Annotated in this window: 16 protein-coding genes; 8 read left to right on the top strand and 8 right to left on the bottom strand. The window is 71.0% G+C overall.

Annotated elements, in window-relative coordinates:
- Nucleotides 1-2: 2 nt before the first annotated feature.
- The gene (locus AAW14_RS23695; protein ID WP_265565956.1) at nt 3-1,292 is read right to left on the bottom strand and encodes an ABC transporter substrate-binding protein; all 1,290 of its coding nucleotides are present in this window, start codon (nt 1,290-1,292) and stop codon (nt 3-5) included.
- Nucleotides 1,293-1,526: 234 nt separating this feature from the next.
- On the opposite strand from AAW14_RS23695, the gene AAW14_RS23700 reads away from it, so the two are divergent.
- The 5 genes from AAW14_RS23700 to AAW14_RS23720 all read left to right on the top strand — a co-directional run bounded on the left by AAW14_RS23700 (nt 1,527) and on the right by AAW14_RS23720 (nt 8,268).
- The gene (locus AAW14_RS23700) at nt 1,527-2,573 is read left to right on the top strand and encodes a LacI family DNA-binding transcriptional regulator (protein ID WP_265565957.1); all 1,047 of its coding nucleotides are present in this window, start codon (nt 1,527-1,529) and stop codon (nt 2,571-2,573) included.
- A gap of 270 nt (nt 2,574-2,843) precedes the next feature.
- A complete protein-coding gene (locus AAW14_RS23705) occupies nt 2,844-4,187 on the top strand; it encodes an amidase (RefSeq protein ID WP_265565958.1) in 1,344 nt (447 codons plus the stop codon).
- Nucleotides 4,188-4,472: 285 nt separating this feature from the next.
- Nucleotides 4,473-5,987, top strand: a complete 1,515-nt coding sequence (locus AAW14_RS23710) for a sugar porter family MFS transporter (RefSeq protein ID WP_265565959.1) — start codon at nt 4,473-4,475, stop codon at nt 5,985-5,987.
- 695 nt (nt 5,988-6,682) lie between these two features.
- Nucleotides 6,683-7,867, top strand: a complete 1,185-nt coding sequence (locus AAW14_RS23715) for an alcohol dehydrogenase catalytic domain-containing protein (protein WP_265565960.1) — start codon at nt 6,683-6,685, stop codon at nt 7,865-7,867.
- Between the two features lie 35 nt (nt 7,868-7,902).
- A complete protein-coding gene (locus tag AAW14_RS23720; RefSeq protein ID WP_265565961.1) occupies nt 7,903-8,268 on the top strand; it encodes a TraR/DksA family transcriptional regulator in 366 nt (121 codons plus the stop codon).
- A gap of 42 nt (nt 8,269-8,310) precedes the next feature.
- Here the strand turns inward: AAW14_RS23720 and AAW14_RS23725 are convergent, their stop codons facing one another.
- The 3 genes from AAW14_RS23725 to AAW14_RS23735 form a co-directional block, all read right to left on the bottom strand.
- Nucleotides 8,311-9,840, bottom strand: coding sequence for an FAD-dependent oxidoreductase (locus AAW14_RS23725; protein ID WP_265565962.1), 1,530 nt, complete (start codon nt 9,838-9,840; stop codon nt 8,311-8,313).
- Between the two features lie 289 nt (nt 9,841-10,129).
- The gene (locus tag AAW14_RS23730) at nt 10,130-10,612 is read right to left on the bottom strand and encodes a GNAT family N-acetyltransferase (RefSeq protein WP_265565963.1); all 483 of its coding nucleotides are present in this window, start codon (nt 10,610-10,612) and stop codon (nt 10,130-10,132) included.
- 53 nt (nt 10,613-10,665) lie between these two features.
- Nucleotides 10,666-10,842 (bottom strand): hypothetical protein, encoded by a 177-nt coding sequence (locus AAW14_RS23735; protein WP_265565964.1) that lies wholly within the window; start codon nt 10,840-10,842, stop codon nt 10,666-10,668.
- A 483-nt stretch (nt 10,843-11,325) separates the two neighbouring features.
- On the opposite strand from AAW14_RS23735, the gene AAW14_RS23740 reads away from it, so the two are divergent.
- Nucleotides 11,326-11,886, top strand: a complete 561-nt coding sequence (locus AAW14_RS23740) for an inositol oxygenase family protein (RefSeq protein ID WP_265565965.1) — start codon at nt 11,326-11,328, stop codon at nt 11,884-11,886.
- Nucleotides 11,887-12,029: 143 nt separating this feature from the next.
- Nucleotides 12,030-13,289: a glycosyltransferase 87 family protein gene (locus tag AAW14_RS23745; RefSeq protein ID WP_265565966.1), complete on the top strand. Its 1,260-nt coding sequence runs from the start codon at nt 12,030-12,032 to the stop codon at nt 13,287-13,289.
- Here AAW14_RS23745 and AAW14_RS23750 read toward each other — a convergent pair.
- Nucleotides 13,257-13,997: a DNA polymerase beta superfamily protein gene (locus tag AAW14_RS23750; protein WP_265565967.1), complete on the bottom strand. Its 741-nt coding sequence runs from the start codon at nt 13,995-13,997 to the stop codon at nt 13,257-13,259. The two genes, AAW14_RS23745 and AAW14_RS23750, sit on opposite strands and share 33 nt — an antisense overlap.
- Nucleotides 13,998-14,068: 71 nt before the next feature.
- Nucleotides 14,069-14,563, bottom strand: a complete 495-nt coding sequence (locus tag AAW14_RS23755; RefSeq protein WP_265565968.1) for an N-acetyltransferase — start codon at nt 14,561-14,563, stop codon at nt 14,069-14,071.
- Between the two features lie 99 nt (nt 14,564-14,662).
- Between AAW14_RS23755 and AAW14_RS23760 the strand changes: the two genes are divergently transcribed.
- Nucleotides 14,663-15,484: an SDR family oxidoreductase gene (locus AAW14_RS23760; RefSeq protein ID WP_265565969.1), complete on the top strand. Its 822-nt coding sequence runs from the start codon at nt 14,663-14,665 to the stop codon at nt 15,482-15,484.
- A 49-nt stretch (nt 15,485-15,533) separates the two neighbouring features.
- Here AAW14_RS23760 and AAW14_RS23765 read toward each other — a convergent pair whose 3' ends face one another.
- Nucleotides 15,534-15,767, bottom strand: coding sequence for a hypothetical protein (locus AAW14_RS23765; RefSeq protein WP_265565970.1), 234 nt, complete (start codon nt 15,765-15,767; stop codon nt 15,534-15,536).
- A 100-nt stretch (nt 15,768-15,867) separates the two neighbouring features.
- On the bottom strand, nt 15,868-17,358 hold the full coding sequence (locus tag AAW14_RS23770) for an SDR family NAD(P)-dependent oxidoreductase (protein ID WP_265565971.1): 1,491 nt from the start codon (nt 17,356-17,358) through the stop codon (nt 15,868-15,870).
- Nucleotides 17,359-17,597: the final 239 nt, after the last annotated feature.

Raw genomic sequence — 17,597 nt, forward strand, 5'->3', positions numbered from 1 at the left:
GCTCAGCCCTGCTGCTTGAGGAGCTGGTCGCAGGCCCTGACAGCGTTGTCGAGCGCCGCCTTGGGCCTCTCCTTGCCCTGCAACGCCTTGGCGACCTCGTTGCGCAGCGCGGTCTTCATCTGCTCGCTGAACAGCACGGGCGTGTAGTTCACGGCGCTCTTCAGGGACGTGGCGGCGGCGATGCGCACCCGGGTCTCGTCGGTGCCGTCCCCCTTGGTGAAGTACGGGTCGTCGAGCGAACCGGCGGTGCTCGGGAAGATCGCCACCTTCTTCGCGAACGACATCTGGTTCTGTGCGTCGGTGACGTAGTGTGCGAAGGCGACCGCCGCGGGCGTGTGCTTGGTGCGGGAGTTGACCATCACGCCCATCACATACATGTTGACGTGGCCGGTGCTGGTGATCTGGTCGGTGATCCCGATGTTCCTGTACAGACCGGGTGCCTGCTTCTTGAAGTTGCCCAGGTCCAGCGCGCTGCCCGGGTTCATGGCGACGGCCTCGGTCAGGAACTTCCTGCCGGAGGACTCGGGGGTGGCGGTCAGGGCCTCCGGATCCAGCGCCTTGGCGTCGTACAACTCCTTGTACCTGGTGAGCAGTTCGATGCCCTTGGTGTCGTTGAAGGCGAAGGCGGTGCCCTGCTCGTTCATCAGCTCGACGCCGTAGCGGCCGAAGTCCTCGACGGTGGGCACGTTGGCGAGCGTGGCGACCCTGCCGTTGCTCTGCTTCGCCATCTGCAGGGCGTCGGCAAAGAGGTCGGCGTAGGTCTTCGGGGGCTTGTTCGGGTCGAGTCCGGCCTCCTTGAAGAGTCTCTTGTTGTAGAAGAGCGGGCCGGTGTTCAGGTACCAGGGAAAGGCGTACGTCCCGGTCATGCCCGGTATCCGATGGCTGCTCCAGGCCCCGTCCAGGTACTCCGGCTTGTACGGGGCCGCCGCCTTGTCCAGATCAAGGGCGAGCCCTGCCTTGGCGAGCGGGGCCACCAGGTCGGGCGAGACGTTGACGACGTCGGGCAGGGTGCCCCCGGCCGCGTCCGCGCTGATCTTGTCGGCGTAGCCCTCGGCGGGCTGGTCGATCCACTTCACATGAGTGCCGGGGTACTTCTTCTCGAAGCCGGCGACCAGTCCCTCGAAGTACGACTTGAAGTTGGCGCGCAGGTTCCAGGTCTGGAAGGTGATGTCGCCCTCGACCTTGCCGGAGGCGTCCGTCGAACCGCCGCCGTCCGAGGAGCCGCAGGCGTTCAGCGGCAGGAGGACGGCGGCAACGACGACGGCGGCGAGTGCTCTGCGGGGTGTGGGCACGGTGACACGGCTCCCTTGCGGTGTCGGCGGCGCGGGGTGCAAGCGACCTTGCCGGGCACGTTCGGAGAAAGTCAATGCATTCGCGGCGGCTAAAGAAATTGGCTCAACATCAGTACAGGTCAAGGGGGTTACGGATGAGAACTTGCCATTCTCAGCTAATGCGCTTTAGGGTTCTTGCGCTCAAGCGCTTTAGTTCTGCGCGTCAGTCATCACCGCGGAGAAATGGGGAGCAACGTGACAGCCAAGCGGTCCCCCGCACGCCGACCGACCATGAAGGACATCGCGCGGCGGGCGGGAGTCTCCGAGAGCGCCGTCTCCTTCGCGCTCAACGGACGACCGGGCGTCTCCGAGGTCACCCGCGACCGGGTGCGCCGCGTCGCCGAGCAACTGGGCTGGCGGCCGAGCACGGCGGCGCGGCAGCTCTCCGGCGAGGGTGCGGCCACCGTCGGCCTGGTGGTCGCGCGCCCGGCCGACACCCTGGGCGTCGACTCCTTCTTCCTCCAGCTGATCTCCGGCATCCAGGAAGTGCTGGCGGAGCGTCAACTCGGCCTGCTGTTCCAGGTGGTCGAGGACGTGGACGCCGAGTGCGCGGTCTACCGGCGCTGGTGGGCCGAGCACCGGGTGGACGGCGTACTGGTGGTGGACCCGCGGACGGACGATCCACGCCCCGGCCTGCTCGAGGAACTCGGCCTGACCGCCGTGGTCGTCGGCGGTGTGCCCGACGCACGTCACCCCGGGCTGTCGACCCTCTGGGCGGACGACGCGGGGGCGATGGCCGCCATCGTCGGCCAGTTGTACGCGCTGGGCCACCGCCGGATCGTGCACATCGCGGGCCTGCCGGGCCTCGCGCACACCGAGCGCCGTATCCGGGCGCTGCGTGCCGAGGCCGAGCGGCGCGCCCTGGCCGAGGTGCGGTCGGTGACCACGGACTATTCGGACGCCGAGGGTGCGGCCGTCACACGCCGCGTCCTGACGCAGGAGACTCCCCCGACCGCGCTGGTCTACGACAACGACGTGATGGCACTCGCGGGGGTCGCCGCAGCCACCGAACTGGGCTTCTCGGTGCCTGCCGATGTGTCGGTGGTCGCCTGGGAGGACTCGGCGCTGTGCCGCATGGTCAAGCCGTGGCTGTCCGCACTCTCCCGCGACACGCCGGAGTTCGGCCGCACGGCGGCACGGGAACTGACCTCCCTGCTGGACGGCGGCCCGTCCCGGGCGGTGCGGGTTCCGGTGCCGCGACTGATCGAACGGGAGAGTACGGGAGTCGTGCGGCGCGCGTAGACGGGTGCCGTCGCGCCGGCGGTGACGACCGCGGCCCGCATTCCACGAGGTGACGACCGCGGCCCGCATTCCACGCGGTGACGACCGCGGCCCGCATTCCACGCGGTGACGACCGCGGCTCTCGTGACGCTGGTGACGACCGCGCCCTCGTGACGCTGGTGACATGCGACCGTCAGGCCCTCGACGTGACGTCCCCGTCAGGGCACAGTGCTGCTCGTACTCGCGAGTACGTCCCCTCTCAACCATGCCGAGCACCGACAGGGAGCGCCCGTGACCAGCTGGGTCGGCCGGACCGCCGCCGAGATCGCCGCCGCCGTACGGGAGAAGCGGGCCACACCGCACGAGGTGGTGGCCGAGCACCTCGCGCGGATCGAACGGCTGGAGGGCCGTGTGGGCGCCTTCCGCCGACTGCGCGGGGACGCCGCCCTCGCCGAGGCCGACCAGGTCGCAAACCGCGCGGATCTGTCCGAACTCCCCCTCGCCGGCGTTCCGGTGGCCGTGAAGGACAACCTGGCCGTACGCGGTGAGTCCACCCGCATCGGGTCGGCCGCGACCCCGGACACCCCAGCGGACCACGACCACGTCACGGTGGCCCGGCTGCGGGCGGCCGGAGCGGTCGTCGTAGGCCTGACGAACGTGCCCGAGCTGTGCGTCTTCGGCACCACGGACGGGGTGCACGGGACGGCTCGCAACCCGTGGGACACCACCCGCACGGCGGGCGGCTCCTCCGGCGGCAGCGCCGCGGCGGTGGCCGCCGGCATGGTGCCGATCGCGCTCGGCAACGACGGAATGGGCTCGCTGCGGATCCCGGCCGCCAACTGCGGGCTCGTCACCATCAAGCCGGGCCATGGGACGATACCGGCGGGCATCAGTGACGGCGACTGGTTCGGCATGTCCGAGAACGGCCCGCTGGCGACGACGGTCGAGGACGCGCGGCTGATGTTCGAGGTCCTCGCGGACCACCGGGACGCCCGTGCGCGGCAACCCGCCACGCGCAGGATCGCGCTCTCACTGCGCAGCCCCCTGCTCGGCGTGGGCGTGAGCCGCCCGTACGCCGACGCGGCCCGTGACGCGGCTGCCCTGCTCACCAGGGCGGGCCACGACGTACGTCCGGCCGAACCGCCCTATCCCTGGTGGCTGGGCACGACGTCGCTGGCGCACTGGACGGCGGGTACGGCGGTCGACGCCGAGGGACTCGACCCCCGGAGGCTCACCCGGCGCACCCGCGTCCACGCGACGGTTGGCCGCCGGTTGGTGAAGAGCGTGCGTTCCGGTGCGCGCCGGGAGCAACTGCGCCGCCGTATGGAGCCGTTCTTCGCGGCGCACGACGTACTGCTGACCCCCGCTCTCGCCCGCAGGGGCCCGGCCGCCGCGCCCTGGCACGAACGGGGCTGGCTGCTCAATCTGCTGGCCAACACGAACTACTCCCCCATGACGCCCCCGTGGAACCTCACGGGCTGGCCGGCGATGGCAGTCCCGTTCGGCACCCTCCCGAACGGCGCGCCCTGCGCGGTACAGCTGGTGGGACGGCCCGGATCGGAGCTCGAACTGCTGGATGTGGCCGGTCAGTTGGAGACCCTACGGCCCTGGCGGCGCACGGCCCCCCTGGGCTAGGGCGGATACCCCGTCCGAGGGCGCCCCAAGGTCGCCGACCGGCACGCGCAGCCGTTCCCCCTCGGCGACGAGAACGGCTCCGATGCTCCGGTCGCGTGCTCCGGTCGCGTGCTCCGGTCGCGCATGCCCCCCGCTACCGCCGTCACCCGTCACCGCGGTACCGCTGCCACCCGTCGCCGCCGTTACCGCCGTCACCCGTCACCGCCGTCTGCGGTTTCCACGGCCACCGCCCGGAACCGCGATGTCCGGCGTTTGGGCTCCGGGAGCCGGGTACCCGGTCAGGATGTGAGCGACATAACCGAAAGTGACCGGCCTCCCGAGCCCAACGGGAGCGACAACGTCCTGGCCGCGCTGGACCGCCGGCCGCCCACATCGTTCTACTGGTCGCTGACCCTGCTGGCGACACTCGGGGGCTTCCTGTTCGGCTACGACACGGCCAACATCGGCTCCGCGCTCGACTTCGTGCCCTATCACCTCAGTGGTTTCGCGCTGGGCTACCTCGTGGCCGGCGCTTCGGTGGGCGCCGCGGTCGGCGCGATCGCAGCCGGGCCTGCGACGGACATGTTCGGCCGCAAGTCGCTGCTCGTGATCGACGCCGGCATCTATGCGTCGGGCGCCCTGCTGTCCGCCTTCACCTGGAACGCGGGGGTGCTCATCGCCGCCCGGACGCTGATCGGGCTCGCCATCGGGGCGGACTCGGCGATCGCGACGGCGTACATCTCCGAGTACGCGCCCTCCGACCGGCGGGGAGCGCTGAGCATGTTGCAACAGTGGATGATCACGGTCGGTATCCTGACCTCCTATCTGGTCGCCCTGGTGGTTCTGCGCGCCATGCCCGGGCACGCCTACGGGTACGACTGGCGGCTGATGTTCGGTCTCGGTGCGGTTCCCGCGCTCGCCGCCCTCGTGCTGCGCACCCGTATGCCGGAGTCGCCCCGGTGGCTGCTGCAGCAGGGCCGGTACGAGGACGCGCGCACCGCTCTCGGGAAGCTGGGAATCGACGTACCGCTGGATCATATCGAGCGCACGGCGGCGGCGTTCGAGGAGGAGGACCGCAGGCGCAGGGGTCAGGAGCGGGTCAGCCACTGGACTCCCGGCGTGCGCCGGGCGGTGCTGGTGGTCTCCGGGTTCTTCGTCTTCCAGCAGATAACCGGCATCAACGTCCCGCTGTACTACGGGCCGCATCTGCTGGCGCCCCTCTTCCAGACGGGCGGCCACGGCAAGGCGGTGGACGCGGCGATCGCCGGTGTCGAGGTCACGGCGATCATGACCGCGGTTAACGTGGCCGCGACGTACTTCGGTTTCAAGTACATCGACCGTATCGGGCGCCGTCGGCTGGCGATGGGTGCCTACGCCGGGATGGCGGTCGCCGCGCTGCTCGCGGCCGTCGGTCTGGGGCTGCTGCACGGCACGGCGGAGATCGTGGTGGTCATGACCGGCCTCGACCTGTTCATCGCCGGGTTCGCCGTCGGCGTCGGCGGCACCGGCTGGCTGATCCAGGGCGAGACGTTCCCCACGGCGGTCCGCGGGCGGGCCGCTTCCATCTGTGCCATGGCGGACTGGGTGGCCAACTTCGCGCTCATCGAGGTGTTCCCCTCCTGGCAGGGCGCCATCGGCCTGGGCTGGGTGCTCGTCTGCTTCTCCGGACTGTGCCTGCTCGCGGTCCTGTTCGTGTTCGTCTGTCTGCCGGAGACCAAGGGACTGTCGGTGGAGGAGATCATCCACCTCTACGAGGACCAGGCGCGCGCGTCGGGATCGGCGGCTCGCGCCGCGCCCACGCCGCGTCCCGGGGCCGGCTGATGGCCGCGTGACGTTTCCCTCCGCCCTCGGTGGGGACTCGGCCACCATGCGCCAGGGGGATGAGGCAGGACACCCCGCGGCCAAGGGATCAGAAGGAAGATGAAGCGTCGTGACCGCGCACACAAGCGACAAATCCGTTGTCCGTCCGCCCGAGTCCGGCTGGGCCCAGGCCCGGAACCCGCGGAAGGACGGTCCCCGAACCTGCGTTCCGGCCGTCGAGGACCGTAAGAGACCCGCAATGCGCCGAGGCCCGGAGTGGAACATCGTCAGAGGCGAGGACTGAGGGTCCGGCGCGGCAGCCGGGCGCGCGAGGTGGGAGGGCCGCCCCGGAATCGGCTGCACGGGACACGCTTCAGTGCCGGGATCATGGGTACCCGGCCGATGAGTTGGGCACGTTCCGCGAACGGGCCGTCAGGGAACGGGTGTTGCAGGCGAACGGCAGGGATCGACCTTGAGCTGTACGAGGCGGGCCGCCCGCGCGCTCGCCCTGCCTCGCCCGAACCCACGCTGCCGCACGTGCCCTCGACGCCGGTCTCGCCCGCCCCTCTCGCAGGTGGGCAGCACCTGGCCGCCGGACGGTTCGCCTCCCGCGTCCGGCCGTAGGCCCTCACGGCACCGGTGTGTCGAAACGGCCCCCCAGGGGGACTCGGAGGGCCGGTGCCGTCCCCGGCCCGCGAAACCCGAGGAGCTGAACGATGCGAGCACTGACCTGGCAGGGCCGGCGGGACGTCCGTGTGGAGACCGTCCCCGACCCCCGGATCGAGAAACCCGACGATGTCATCGTGCGGATCACGTCCACCGGAATCTGCGGTTCGGACCTTCATCTGTACGAACTCTTCGGCCCCTACCTCGACCCTGGGGACATCCTCGGCCACGAGCCCATGGGCATCGTCGAGGAGGTCGGACCCCAGGTTCACGCGCTCCAGGCGGGCGACCGTGTGGTCATACCGTTCAACATCTCGTGCCGCGACTGTTTCATGTGCAACCAAGGCCTTCACTCGCAGTGCGAGACGACCCAGGTCAAGGAGCGGGGAACCGGCGCCGCCCAGTTCGGTTACACGAAGCTGTACGGGCAGGTGCCGGGCGGACAGGCCGAACTTCTGAGGGTGCCGTTCGGCAACAAACTGCCCATCAAGGTGCCCGAGGGACCGCCTGACGACCGCTACGTCTACCTCTCCGACGTACTGCCCACCGCGTGGCAGTCGGTGGAGTACGCGGCGGTGCCCCCGGACGGAACCGTGACCGTCCTGGGGCTGGGCCCCATCGGCGACATGGCCACCCGTATCGCCCGGCACCGTGGGGCCGGCCTCATCATCGGCGTGGACCTGGTGGACGAACGTCTGGAGCGCGCCGCGGCGCGCGGGGTCGTCTGCCTCGACCTCCGCCGGCACGGAAAGGACCTGACGGAGGCCGTACAGGAACTCACCGACGGGCGGGGGACGGACGCCGTGATCGACGCCGTCGGCATGGAGGCGCACGGCGCACCGCTGGCCAAGGCGGCACAGTGGGTCACCGGCCTACTGCCCGGCGCCGTCGCACAGCCCTTGATGGAACACGCCGGAGTGGACCGGCTGGGCGCTCTGCACACGGCCATCGACCTGGTACGCCGCGGCGGTACCGTCTCCGTCTCCGGGGTGTACGGCGGGGCAGCGGACCCGATGCCGCTGATGACGATGTTCGACAAGCAGATCCAGGTGCGCATGGGGCAGGCGAACGTGTGGCGCTGGGTGGAGGACATCCTCCCGCTGCTCACGGACGAGGACCCGCTCGGCGTCGACACCTTCAAGACGCACGCCATGCCCCTCGAGGACGGCCCCAAGGCCTACGCGATGTTCCAGGCCAAGGAGGACGGGATGGTCAAGGCCCTCCTCAATCCCTGACCGTGCGCACCTTTCACAACCGAGCTGGAGCCCTCATGCCCACGAAGCTGTCTGCCGACGACCTGAGAGAAATCACGGCCCTGCTCACCGCCGAGGCGGACACGCTGCGCGAGGAGCTCTCCGAGGCCGAGTCGAGGATGCCCGCCCTCTACGCGGACTGTGACCTCGACGCGGCCGACGTGGGCGCGCGGGTGACCGCGCTCGCGGCTCTGCGTGCGGACGCCGACCGCGCCCGCACGCTGCTGGACCGGGTCCTCACGGCCCTGCCCAGGGTGGGAACACCCGGCTTCGACCGGTGCACGGCGTGCGGAGACGTCATCGGCCGGGATCGTCTGCTGGCGGTTCCGCACACACAGGTGTGCATCGAATGCGCCCGGACAGGCACCGGCGCTCAGGTGTGAAGCGCGCAGGTACGAAGTCCGTGGCGCCACCGGCAGACGCCGTCAGATGTCCCGTCGCTCCAGGGGCCGGGTGGCGGGACCCTCCAGCACACGGCCGTCGAGACCGAAACGCGAGCCGTGGCAGGGGCACTCCCATGCCTGTTCCGCACGGTTGAAGGCGACCAGGCACCCCAGATGGGTGCAGCGTGCCGACAACGCGCGTACCCGCCCCGCCTCGTCGCGGGAGATCGCGTACAGCTGGGTGCCGAGCCGGATCACGGCGCCGTCACCCGTGGCGATGTCGTCGACCGACCCTCCCCCGGCGACCAACGGCACCAGCCGGTCCCCCACGAAGTGCTGGGCGACCTTGGCCTGGTGCCTGAGGAAGGCGGGTGCCTCGCGCACGACGGAGCCGAGCCGGCGCGGGTCGTACAGGGGCGCCCATGCCGGCTCCCGCCCGTCGATCAGCGCCGAGAGCAGAAGCCCCGCCATGATCCCGCCGCTGAGCCCCCAGCCGCCGAATCCGGTGGCGACGTAGCTGTGACGGCTGCCCGTGTGCAGGGGCCCGACGAGCGGCACCGTATCCGTGGAGTCGTTGTCCTGGGTGGCCCACCGGTAGGTGAAGTCGAGCGGCCCGAAGTGCTCCGTCGCCCAGTCGGCGAGGCGGGAGAAGTGCCCCGAGCTGTCCGACGTGCCGGGGGTGAAGTGATCGCCCGTGATGATCAGCAGGCGGGTGCCCTCCCGATAGGGGGCGGTCCGCAGGGAACGTGTGTTCCCCTCGGGCGTGATGTACATGCCCTGCGGATCGCGACCGGCCTCGACCGGCGCCGTCAGCACCACCTCCCGTCGCGGGGACAGCCGGGTGAAGAGCATGGCTCGGTCGAAGACCGGATAGTGGGTGGCCACCACGACGTCCCGGGCGGTCACCGTGTGCCCCGCCTCGGTGGTCAGACGACAGGGTTCTCCTTCGTGCAGACCGACCACACGGGTGCCCTCGTACAGCTGCCCGCCCCTGCCGGTCAGCTCGTCGGCGAGCGCGAGGAGGTACTTGCGCGGGTGGAACTGCACCTGGTCGGCGGCCCGGACCGCGCCTGCCACGGGGAAGGGCAGCGACGTCTCGGTGACGAACTCGGCGGGCAGCCCCGCCTCTCGCGCGGCCACGGCCTCGGCGCGCAGTTCGGGCACGCGGTCGTGGTCGAGCGTGTACGTGAACGCGGGCGCCCGCTCCCAGTCGCAGTCGATACCGAATTCGTCCACGAGCGCGGCGGCCCGGTCGACGGCCTCCGTCTGGGAGTGGCCGTACAGCTTTACGCCCTCGATGCCGCGGGTGCGGCGCAGACGCTGGTAGACCAGGGAGTGGAGGGCGGTGAGCTTGGCCGTCGTATGGCCGGTGACGCCTCCCGCGAGGCAGTCGGCCTCCAGTACGGCGACGCTGCGTCCGCCCTGGGCCACTTCCCAGGCGGTGCTGAGCCCTGCGATTCCGGCTCCGACCACGGCAACGTCCACGATGATGTCCTCGCCGAGGGCCGGACGGGGCAGCCCGGGCGCCGTCTCGATCCAGTACGACGCCTGTGTGCCGATGTGCTCGCTCATGCGGGCCGGGTTCCCCGAACCGGATCTCCGAAGCACGGACACTCTGCGTGCCCATGCGGTGTGTCTGTGTACCGGTACGGACGGCCCGGGCCGGAGCAGTAAGCTTTCGCCCCGCCCCGGCCCGCAGCAGGTGAGCGGCGAAACGTCGGCGTCTCGTGCCCACGCACCGTCGAGTCCCCCTCCCCGCCCGCTCGACACATGCGTTCCCGGCCGAGCGGCTCTCGTGCGAGCGGCCGAGCGGACCGGCGCCGGGGGCCTCGGGAACCACGATCGAAGCGGTCGGCCGGCTTCAGAGCGCCCGGTACATCACGTGCAGCCCCACCCTCCCGAACCGGGGGTGTTCGTATGCGTCGGGAACGGTGCCCAGGATCGTGAAGCCGAGCGACGTCCACAGTGTCACGGCGGGATTGGTCTCGACCACCGCGTTGAAGACCATGCCGCGGTAGCCGCCGGCCTTCGCGACGGCCAGGACGTGTTCGGCGAGCGCGCGCCCGATGCCCTGGCCCGCGCGGTCGGGGTCGACCATGAAGCCGGCGTTGGCGATGCCACGGGCGGGACCGCCGTAGTTGGACGTGACGTAGGCCGAGCCCACGACCGCTCCGGCGTCGTCCACGGCGACGTACACACGCTTGGCCGGCGCCATCCACAGGGCGCGGGCCGCCCTCTCGGTGGTGTCCGGGTCCCAGGTGTAGGTCTCGCCGGCGGCGACGATCCGGTGCCAGAACGGCCAGATGCGTGGCCAGTCGTCGGCCACGGCTTCTCTGATCAGCATGGGCGCGAGTCTGGCACGCCCATGCCGTCAGCGATCACGGCGAACCCTCGAGGTCAGTCGACGCTCTGCAGGATGTGGGGCTCGGCGAGGTCGTCCTCGTAGCCGGCCAGCCGGATGGGGGCGGACCTGGCCCACACGTCCAGACTGCCGAGCTTCTTCTCCGCCCGGCCGCCCCCGAGCTCCCCGGGTTTCTCGGGGCCCTGATCGTGCTTCGTCTTCTCCGGTGTCACCGCGCACTCCTTCTGTGTCGGGTAACCCTCGGGACGTACCGGCCCAGTCTGCCGCTGCACCCTCCACGTCCGCTCGGGTCTGATTCAAAAACAGGTCGGACGCGGTGGCGTCGGCAACTCCTTCGAGAACAGGCCGTGGTGACCGGCTAGTCCCTGGGACGGACCCGGGTGTGGGTGGGACCCCAAAAGGCTGTCCTTACCGTCCAGATTAACCAAATGAGCGGGTGGCCGCTCGATGGGGCTGAAACAAGCAGGTAACTGTCTTGAGTCGTACGCACTTCATTCAGACCGATTCTCAACCTTTTGGCACCTGTTGTCCCTTTCGGGGCCACCCATTCGGCTCAACCGTCGAACCACTCACCGGTACGGCAGGTGTGCGGTTCGGCGCACACAGTGCTCAATTCAAGTCCCGTTGGCCGGGTCGCAAGCTCGCCATGATCTGCTGACGGTCGGCAACGGCTTTTCTCGCGGGAGGACTGACGCATGGAGCTGCGCAGCGTCGAGGAGCTGATGGAACTGCTGCACGCCTGCCGCGGAGCGCGGGGCGCCCCGGGCCGCGATGTCGAACCGGTCGATCTGCACGACCACGCTCTGCAGACCGCCGCCCTGCTGCGCCGAAGTCACCCCGCGGACAAGGAACTCCAGATCGCCGGACTGGTGCACGACATCGGCCGTCTGCTGCGACCGGGGGACGACGCCGGGCACGCGGACCACGCGGCCGACGCGGTACGGCCGCTGCTCGGCGAACGTGTCTCCCGCCTGGTACGTCTGCACGTGGCGGCCAGGCGCTATCTGGCCGCGGTCGGGCCAGGGCACGGGGGTTCCGCGGAGAGCGCGTCGGCCCTGACCCGGCAGGGCGGGCCCATGTCGCCCGCGGAGGCGGCGGCGTTCGAGCGCGATCCGCTGGCCGACGACGCGGTCACCCTGCGTCAGGCGGACGAGGCGGCCAAGGTGGCCGGGCTGGACGCCGGAGTGCTGGAGGACTGGCGGACGGTGCTGGAACTGGTGGCGGCCCGGCACGCCCGGCTTGGGGCGGTGGACTGAGCCGCGGGACAGGGCCTGACGCTCTGCCGGATGCGCCCCGCCGACCACCGCTTTCGGCGCTGTGCGGCCTCCCCGCTGAGCGACACGCTGCTGTCGGCCTAATGGGCAGGAGGGGACCGTTCGCCCGCGCCACACTGCACGAAATGTGCCGCCGAGACGGAATCGCTCGGGCCTGGGACCGCGTGACCGGGACGTGGACGACCAGCCGTTCCTGGTGGTGCCTGGCCTCCTCCCTGGCCCTTCACCTCCTGGCCGTCCTCCTCTTCTCTCCCGAGCCGTTGGACCTCCGCGTCTACCGTGAAGCCGCTCCGCTGGTCCTCTCCGGCGGCCTGTACGACTACCGGCTGCACACCGGCCCGCCGATCCCCGTCCTGCCGTTCACCTATCCCCCGTTCGCGGCCCTGGTGTTCCTGCCGCTGTCGCACCTCCCCTGGACGGCGCTGGTCGTGCTGTGGCAGGCGGCCTCCGTGGCGGCCCTCGCGGTGGTCGTCCACTGCGCCGACCGGCTCCTGTCCGCCGGCCCCGACCACGAGCGCCCCCGACGGTCCCGCGTCCTGCTCTGGACCGCGGCCGGCCTGTGGCTGGAACCCGTGCGCCACACCCTGGACCAGGGCCAGGTCAATCTGCTGCTGGCCGCCCTGGTCATGGCGGCGCTCGCCGTGCCGCGCGGGGCAGCAGCCCGGGGAACAGCGCTGGGCCTGGCAGCCGCGGTGAAGCTGACCCCGGCTTTCGGCGGGCTGTATCTGCTGGCAACCCGGCAGTGGCGGGCGGCCGGATGGGCCCTCGCCGCCGCCGGGGCTGCCACGGCGCTGGCCTGGCGGGTCGCCCCGCGCGAGTCGGCCCGCTACTGGTTCGGGCTGGTGACGGACACCCGGCGCATCGGCCCGGTGTGGTCCGTGCGCAACCAGTCCCTGCGCGGCGCGCTCAGCAGGCTCCTCGGCCATGACGTCCAGCCCTCAGCGGCCTGGTGGACCGCCCTCACGCTGGTCACCGTCCTGGCGGCCCGCGCCCTGTGGCAGGCCGCACGCCGCCACGACCTCCTCGGCATCCTGGTGACCGCCGAGTTGTACGGGCTGCTCGTGTCCCCCATCTCCTGGAGCCATCACTGGGTCTGGTGCCTGCCGGCCATGATGTGGCTTGCGCACGGGCCCGCCCGCAACCGGCTGCCCGGCCGCGTGGCGCTGGTGGCGTGGGCCCTCGTCACGGCCGCCCGCCTGGTACCGCTCCTGATCCACCGGGAGGACGGCCTGCCGCGTCCCGGCCCGTACCCGGCACTACTGGCGTGGCCCGGCGCGGCCTACGCGGCCTGCGCCGTCCTGACCTTCGTCGTCATCACCACCGCTCCACACGGGAGCCAACAGGCCGAGGAGTCAAGGCGCTTGCATACCGAGGGCGCCCGCTGAGCGACGGGGCGGCGGCGCGTCCTGGGACACGTAGAAGTGGGCGCGGACGCGGCGCAGCCATTCCTCGGCCGCCGTCTCGTCGGGGTGTTCGGGCAGCACCGTGCGCGTCTCGGCGAAGGCTTTCTCGTAGAGGCGGAGCACGGGCAGCGCGGCGGTGGGATCGGCGGCGACGCGTTCGCCGAAGTCGTGGTACTCCTGCGGGTTCTCGACGCGGAGCGTCACGCGGCCGGTTGTGTACAGTTCCAGGCCCTGGTGGCACAGCCGCTTCAGATGGCGGGCGTGCTTGGCGGTGCGCTTGCGGGTGTCCGCGGACGAGGCCTCGCCGTCGCGGGCTTCGATACGCCTGAACTGCTGGGTGGCGTATCCCAGGTAGGCGTCCCGGACACGGCTGGCGCTCGGGAACGACATGCGGATGCCGATCAGCTCGTCGCCGAGCGGTGTCCGTACCTCGTACAACTCGTCGGGCAGCCATACGAGTTCCATCGCGGTCGGGTTGCCGCCGAGGGCGAGGCGGCACCACTTCGCGGCCTCGTGCAGGGTGCGGTCGGGAGCCGTGCTGACGTGGGACTCCTTCGGCCGGTGCAAGCCGTGCAGCTTCTCGGTGGGGGCCGCGAACAGGCCGAGCCGGTCGATGTCGGAGCCCTCGTGGGCGAGTCCGTACGCGGTCGAGCCGACGATGCCGGACAGCAGGATGTTGGGGACGGTCACGGTCGGCCACCTTCCTTGGGTCGAGCGACGCGCGAGCTGACTCCGCGCCGGGTACGCCGGACAGGTTCCGGCTAGGTGAGGTCCGGGAGGGCGAGCCACTCCTTCCAGGAGAGGTCACGTCCGATGTACCGCGGCCGCCGGAAGGGCCAGGCCTCGGCGATCCACCGGGGGACGAGCGCGTCCAGCGCCTTCTCGAGATCGGTGCCGACCTTGGCGTCCACCACCCACCACGAGATCTCGGCGTCGGCACCCGCCTTCTGCGGCGGATCGATGTACACGCAGCCGAGCAGAGCCGTGCCGGCGTCGTCGAACAACGCGTAGTTGAAGGACTTGTGCTCCGCCATCTCCTGCTCGTGGTGCAGCAGGTCCTCCCGGTCCTGCTCGTAGGTCATGGTGGCGGGCGGCCAGCCCCACGCCTCGCCGTAGAGTGACCACAGTCGCTCCCGCGAACCCATGACGGCCGGGTGGTCGAGCTCCGTGTCGGCGCCGCTGATCGGGCGCAGATGATGGCCGTCCGGCACTGCCACACGGACGGGATGGACGAATTCTGCGGGAAGCCAGCTCATGCGCCGGAGGCTATGCGTCACCTCACGGCCCGGGCGAGCGAATTTCGCAGGGGCCCACGGATCCTGTCATCTGACGGCCCGTCATGAGACGGTACGCGGATGACGTCGCCGTACGCGCTGGAGGGCAGGGTCGCCATCGTCACAGGTGGCTCGCGGGGTATCGGAAGGGCCGTCGCCGGGGCTCTTGTGCGGGCCGGCGCGCGGGTGTGCCTCACCGCACGCGATCCGGCGGCGGTGCGGCGGGCCGTGGAGGAACTGGGCGGCGTCGGGCTCGCGGGCAGCGTAGGCGATCCGGCCCACCTCGGGGAGCTCACCGAGCTCGCTCTGCGCACCTTCGGGCGGATAGACGTGCTCGTCAACAACGCCGGGACCAACCAGCCCTACGGTGCGCTCATGGATGTCGACCCCGACCGCCGGCACGAGGCCTTCACCGTCAACGTCGAAGCGCCGCTGCGGCTCGTCCAGCACGTCTGGCGGGCCTGGATGAGCGAACACGGCGGATCGGTGGTCAACATCTGCACCGAGGGCGCCGGACACGTCGGCCCGAAGGTGGGTGCGTACGGAACCAGCAAGGCGGCCCTGCTGCACCTCACGCGGCAGCTCGCGGGTGAGCTGGCGCCGAAGGTGCGGGTCAACTCGGTGTCCCCGGGGCTCGTCCGTACGGAGATGGCCCGCTTCGTCTGGGAGGGCACCGAGGACGCCATCGCCACGGGGCTCCCGCTGGGCCGCATCGGCGAGCCCGAGGACATCGCGCGGGCCGTGGTCTGGCTGGCCTCGGAGGCGGCGGGCTGGGTCACCGGCGCCGACCTGCTGGTGGACGGGGGAACCCGGGTCGGAGCGGCGTACGTCCCGGAGTCCTCCGCCTCCGGGACGTACGGCGTCCACAGCCGGCTGCGGTCATCCGCACCCGGGAACAGCTGACACGGGCACCACCTCACTCGTGCCGGTCACCGTCACTCGCGTCGAGCGCTCACGGGAACAGGGCGATCCCGAGAAGGACCAGCAGGATGATGCCGACGACCAGGCCGACGGTGGCCCAGGTCCCGCGGTGCTTCAGGGGCGCGGGAGGCCGTCCGCCGCGCGGCCGGTCCTCCGGCAGCTCGGCGTGTGCCGGACGGTCGGAGGAGTAGAACTGCTCGTCGCTCGGATACACGTTGCGGGGGTCGCCGGTGGCGCGTGGATCGATCTCGTGTGGAGTGGGCATGAGACCTCCTTGCGCGGTACTCATGAGAGCCCGGGTGCCCAGCCGGCGCCCGGCCACACGTCACGGATGGCGTGTCACCGCTCCGCGGACCGCTTCCCGCTCACCACTTCCCGGGCGCGTAGTCCTTGAGGAAGACGCCGTACAGGTCCTCGCCCTGCTCGCCGCGCACAATCGGATCGTATACCCGGGCCGCTCCGTCCACGAGGTCGAGCGGGGCGTGGAAGCCCGCGTCGGCCAGGCGCATCTTGTCCGGGTGCGGGCGCTCGTCGGTGATCCAGCCGGTGTCGACCGCGGTCATCAGAATGCGGTCCTTCTCGAACATCTCCTCGGCACTGGTGCGCGTGAGCATGTTCAGGGCGGCCTTGGCCATGTTGGTGTGGGGGTGCCCGGCGCCCTTGTAGCCGCGGTCGAAGACGCCCTCCATCGCGGAGACGTTCACGATGTAGGTGCGCCGGGCCGCAGAGGCCGCCATCGCGGACCGCAGGCGGCTGATCAGGATGAAGGGCGCCGTGGAGTTGCACAGTTGGACCTCGAGGAGCTCGACCGGCGTGACCTCCTCCACCGACTGGATCCAGCTGTTGGTGTCGTGCAGGTCGGGGACGAGGCCGCCCGCGTCGATCGCCGTACCGGCCGCGATCCGCTCCAGCGAGGCCGAGCCGGAGACCAGCGCGAGACCGGTGACGTCCTGCGCGGTCAGCGCCCCGCCACCGGCCACGGGCAGGGCCGCCACAGCTCCGGAACCGAAGGTTCCGATGACCTCCGCGGACGGCAGCTCGCCCGCCGGCAGCGGCGCGGACTCGGCCGCGACCAGCTCGCTGTAGGCGGCCGGGGAACGACGTACGGTCTGCGCCGCGTTGTTGATCAGGATGTCCAGCGGGCCCTCCGCGGCCACCGAGTCGGCGAGCGCCACCACCTGGGCGGGGTCACGCAGGTCGATGCCGACGATCTTCAGCCGGTGGATCCAGTCGGCGCTGTCGGGCTGGGCCTTGAAGCGGCGGATGGCGTCGTTCGGGAAGCGCGTGGTGATCGTGGTGTGGGCGCCGTCACGCAGCAGCCGCAGCGCGATGTACATGCCGATCTTGGCTCGGCCGCCGGTGAGCAGGGCACGCTTGCCCGCCAGGTCGGTGCGGGCGTCGCGGCGGGCCCGGTTCTCGGCGGCGCACTTCTGGCAGAGCTGGTGGTAGAAGTAGTCGACCTCGACGTAGCGGGTCTTGCAGACGTAGCAGGAACGCGGGCGCTGGAGTATCCCCGCGATCTGGCCCGTCTCGGTGGCCGACGACGGCAGGATGCCCTCGGTCTCGTCGTCGATGCGCTGCGCGGAACCGGTCGCCGTCGCCTCGGTGACCGCCTTGTCGTGGGCGGTCTTTGCGGCACGGCGCTCCTGGCGGCGGCGCTGCTTGACCGTGCGGTAGACGTGCGAGGTCGCCCGGCGGACCTGCACCGCGTCGGGGTGGTCGACGTCCAGCCGGTCGAGCTCCTCGAGCACGCTCAGGCAGACGGCCAGGCGCTCCGGGTCGATGCCGGTTCCGTACGACACCTCGTCCGTGGCCGCCGGGCCGATGCCCGTCAGGCCTTCCTCTGTCACCGTCATCGCGCTGCCGTTCCTCGCTCACCCGCGCAGCGCTCCGACCGCGCTCGCTTTCGAACGCGGAATTTTACGGAGCCCCGGGCCCGGTCACCAAACCGGTTCCGACGATCAGCGAAGCGGTCGGCGCCGGGCCGGTGGGCGAGGGCGAGGAAGGGCACCGGGATGCGGGGCGGCGGCCCCCGGCACGGGCACGGGGGCGCGACGCGATTTGCCCGGCTTGCACGACCCCCGCCCGGCGGCCG

Source organism: Streptomyces hygroscopicus (assembly GCF_026168105.1).
GTDB classification, from domain to species: Bacteria; Actinomycetota; Actinomycetes; order Streptomycetales; family Streptomycetaceae; genus Streptomyces; species Streptomyces hygroscopicus_D.

What these genes read in the sequence shown, in the direction of transcription:
- AAW14_RS23740 (WP_265565965.1), top strand. Translation starts at nt 11,326, where the DNA reads ATGGAGCTGCGCAGCGTCGAGGAGCTGATGGAACTGCTGCACGCCTGC.
- AAW14_RS23725 (WP_265565962.1), bottom strand. Translation starts at nt 9,840, where the DNA reads ATGAGCGAGCACATCGGCACACAGGCGTCGTACTGGATCGAGACGGCG.
- AAW14_RS23720 (WP_265565961.1), top strand. Translation starts at nt 7,903, where the DNA reads ATGCCCACGAAGCTGTCTGCCGACGACCTGAGAGAAATCACGGCCCTG.
- AAW14_RS23760 (WP_265565969.1), top strand. Translation starts at nt 14,663, where the DNA reads ATGACGTCGCCGTACGCGCTGGAGGGCAGGGTCGCCATCGTCACAGGT.
- AAW14_RS23755 (WP_265565968.1), bottom strand. Translation starts at nt 14,563, where the DNA reads ATGAGCTGGCTTCCCGCAGAATTCGTCCATCCCGTCCGTGTGGCAGTG.
- AAW14_RS23765 (WP_265565970.1), bottom strand. Translation starts at nt 15,767, where the DNA reads ATGCCCACTCCACACGAGATCGATCCACGCGCCACCGGCGACCCCCGC.
- AAW14_RS23770 (WP_265565971.1), bottom strand. Translation starts at nt 17,358, where the DNA reads ATGACGGTGACAGAGGAAGGCCTGACGGGCATCGGCCCGGCGGCCACG.
- AAW14_RS23715 (WP_265565960.1), top strand. Translation starts at nt 6,683, where the DNA reads ATGCGAGCACTGACCTGGCAGGGCCGGCGGGACGTCCGTGTGGAGACC.
- AAW14_RS23730 (WP_265565963.1), bottom strand. Translation starts at nt 10,612, where the DNA reads ATGCTGATCAGAGAAGCCGTGGCCGACGACTGGCCACGCATCTGGCCG.
- AAW14_RS23745 (WP_265565966.1), top strand. Translation starts at nt 12,030, where the DNA reads ATGTGCCGCCGAGACGGAATCGCTCGGGCCTGGGACCGCGTGACCGGG.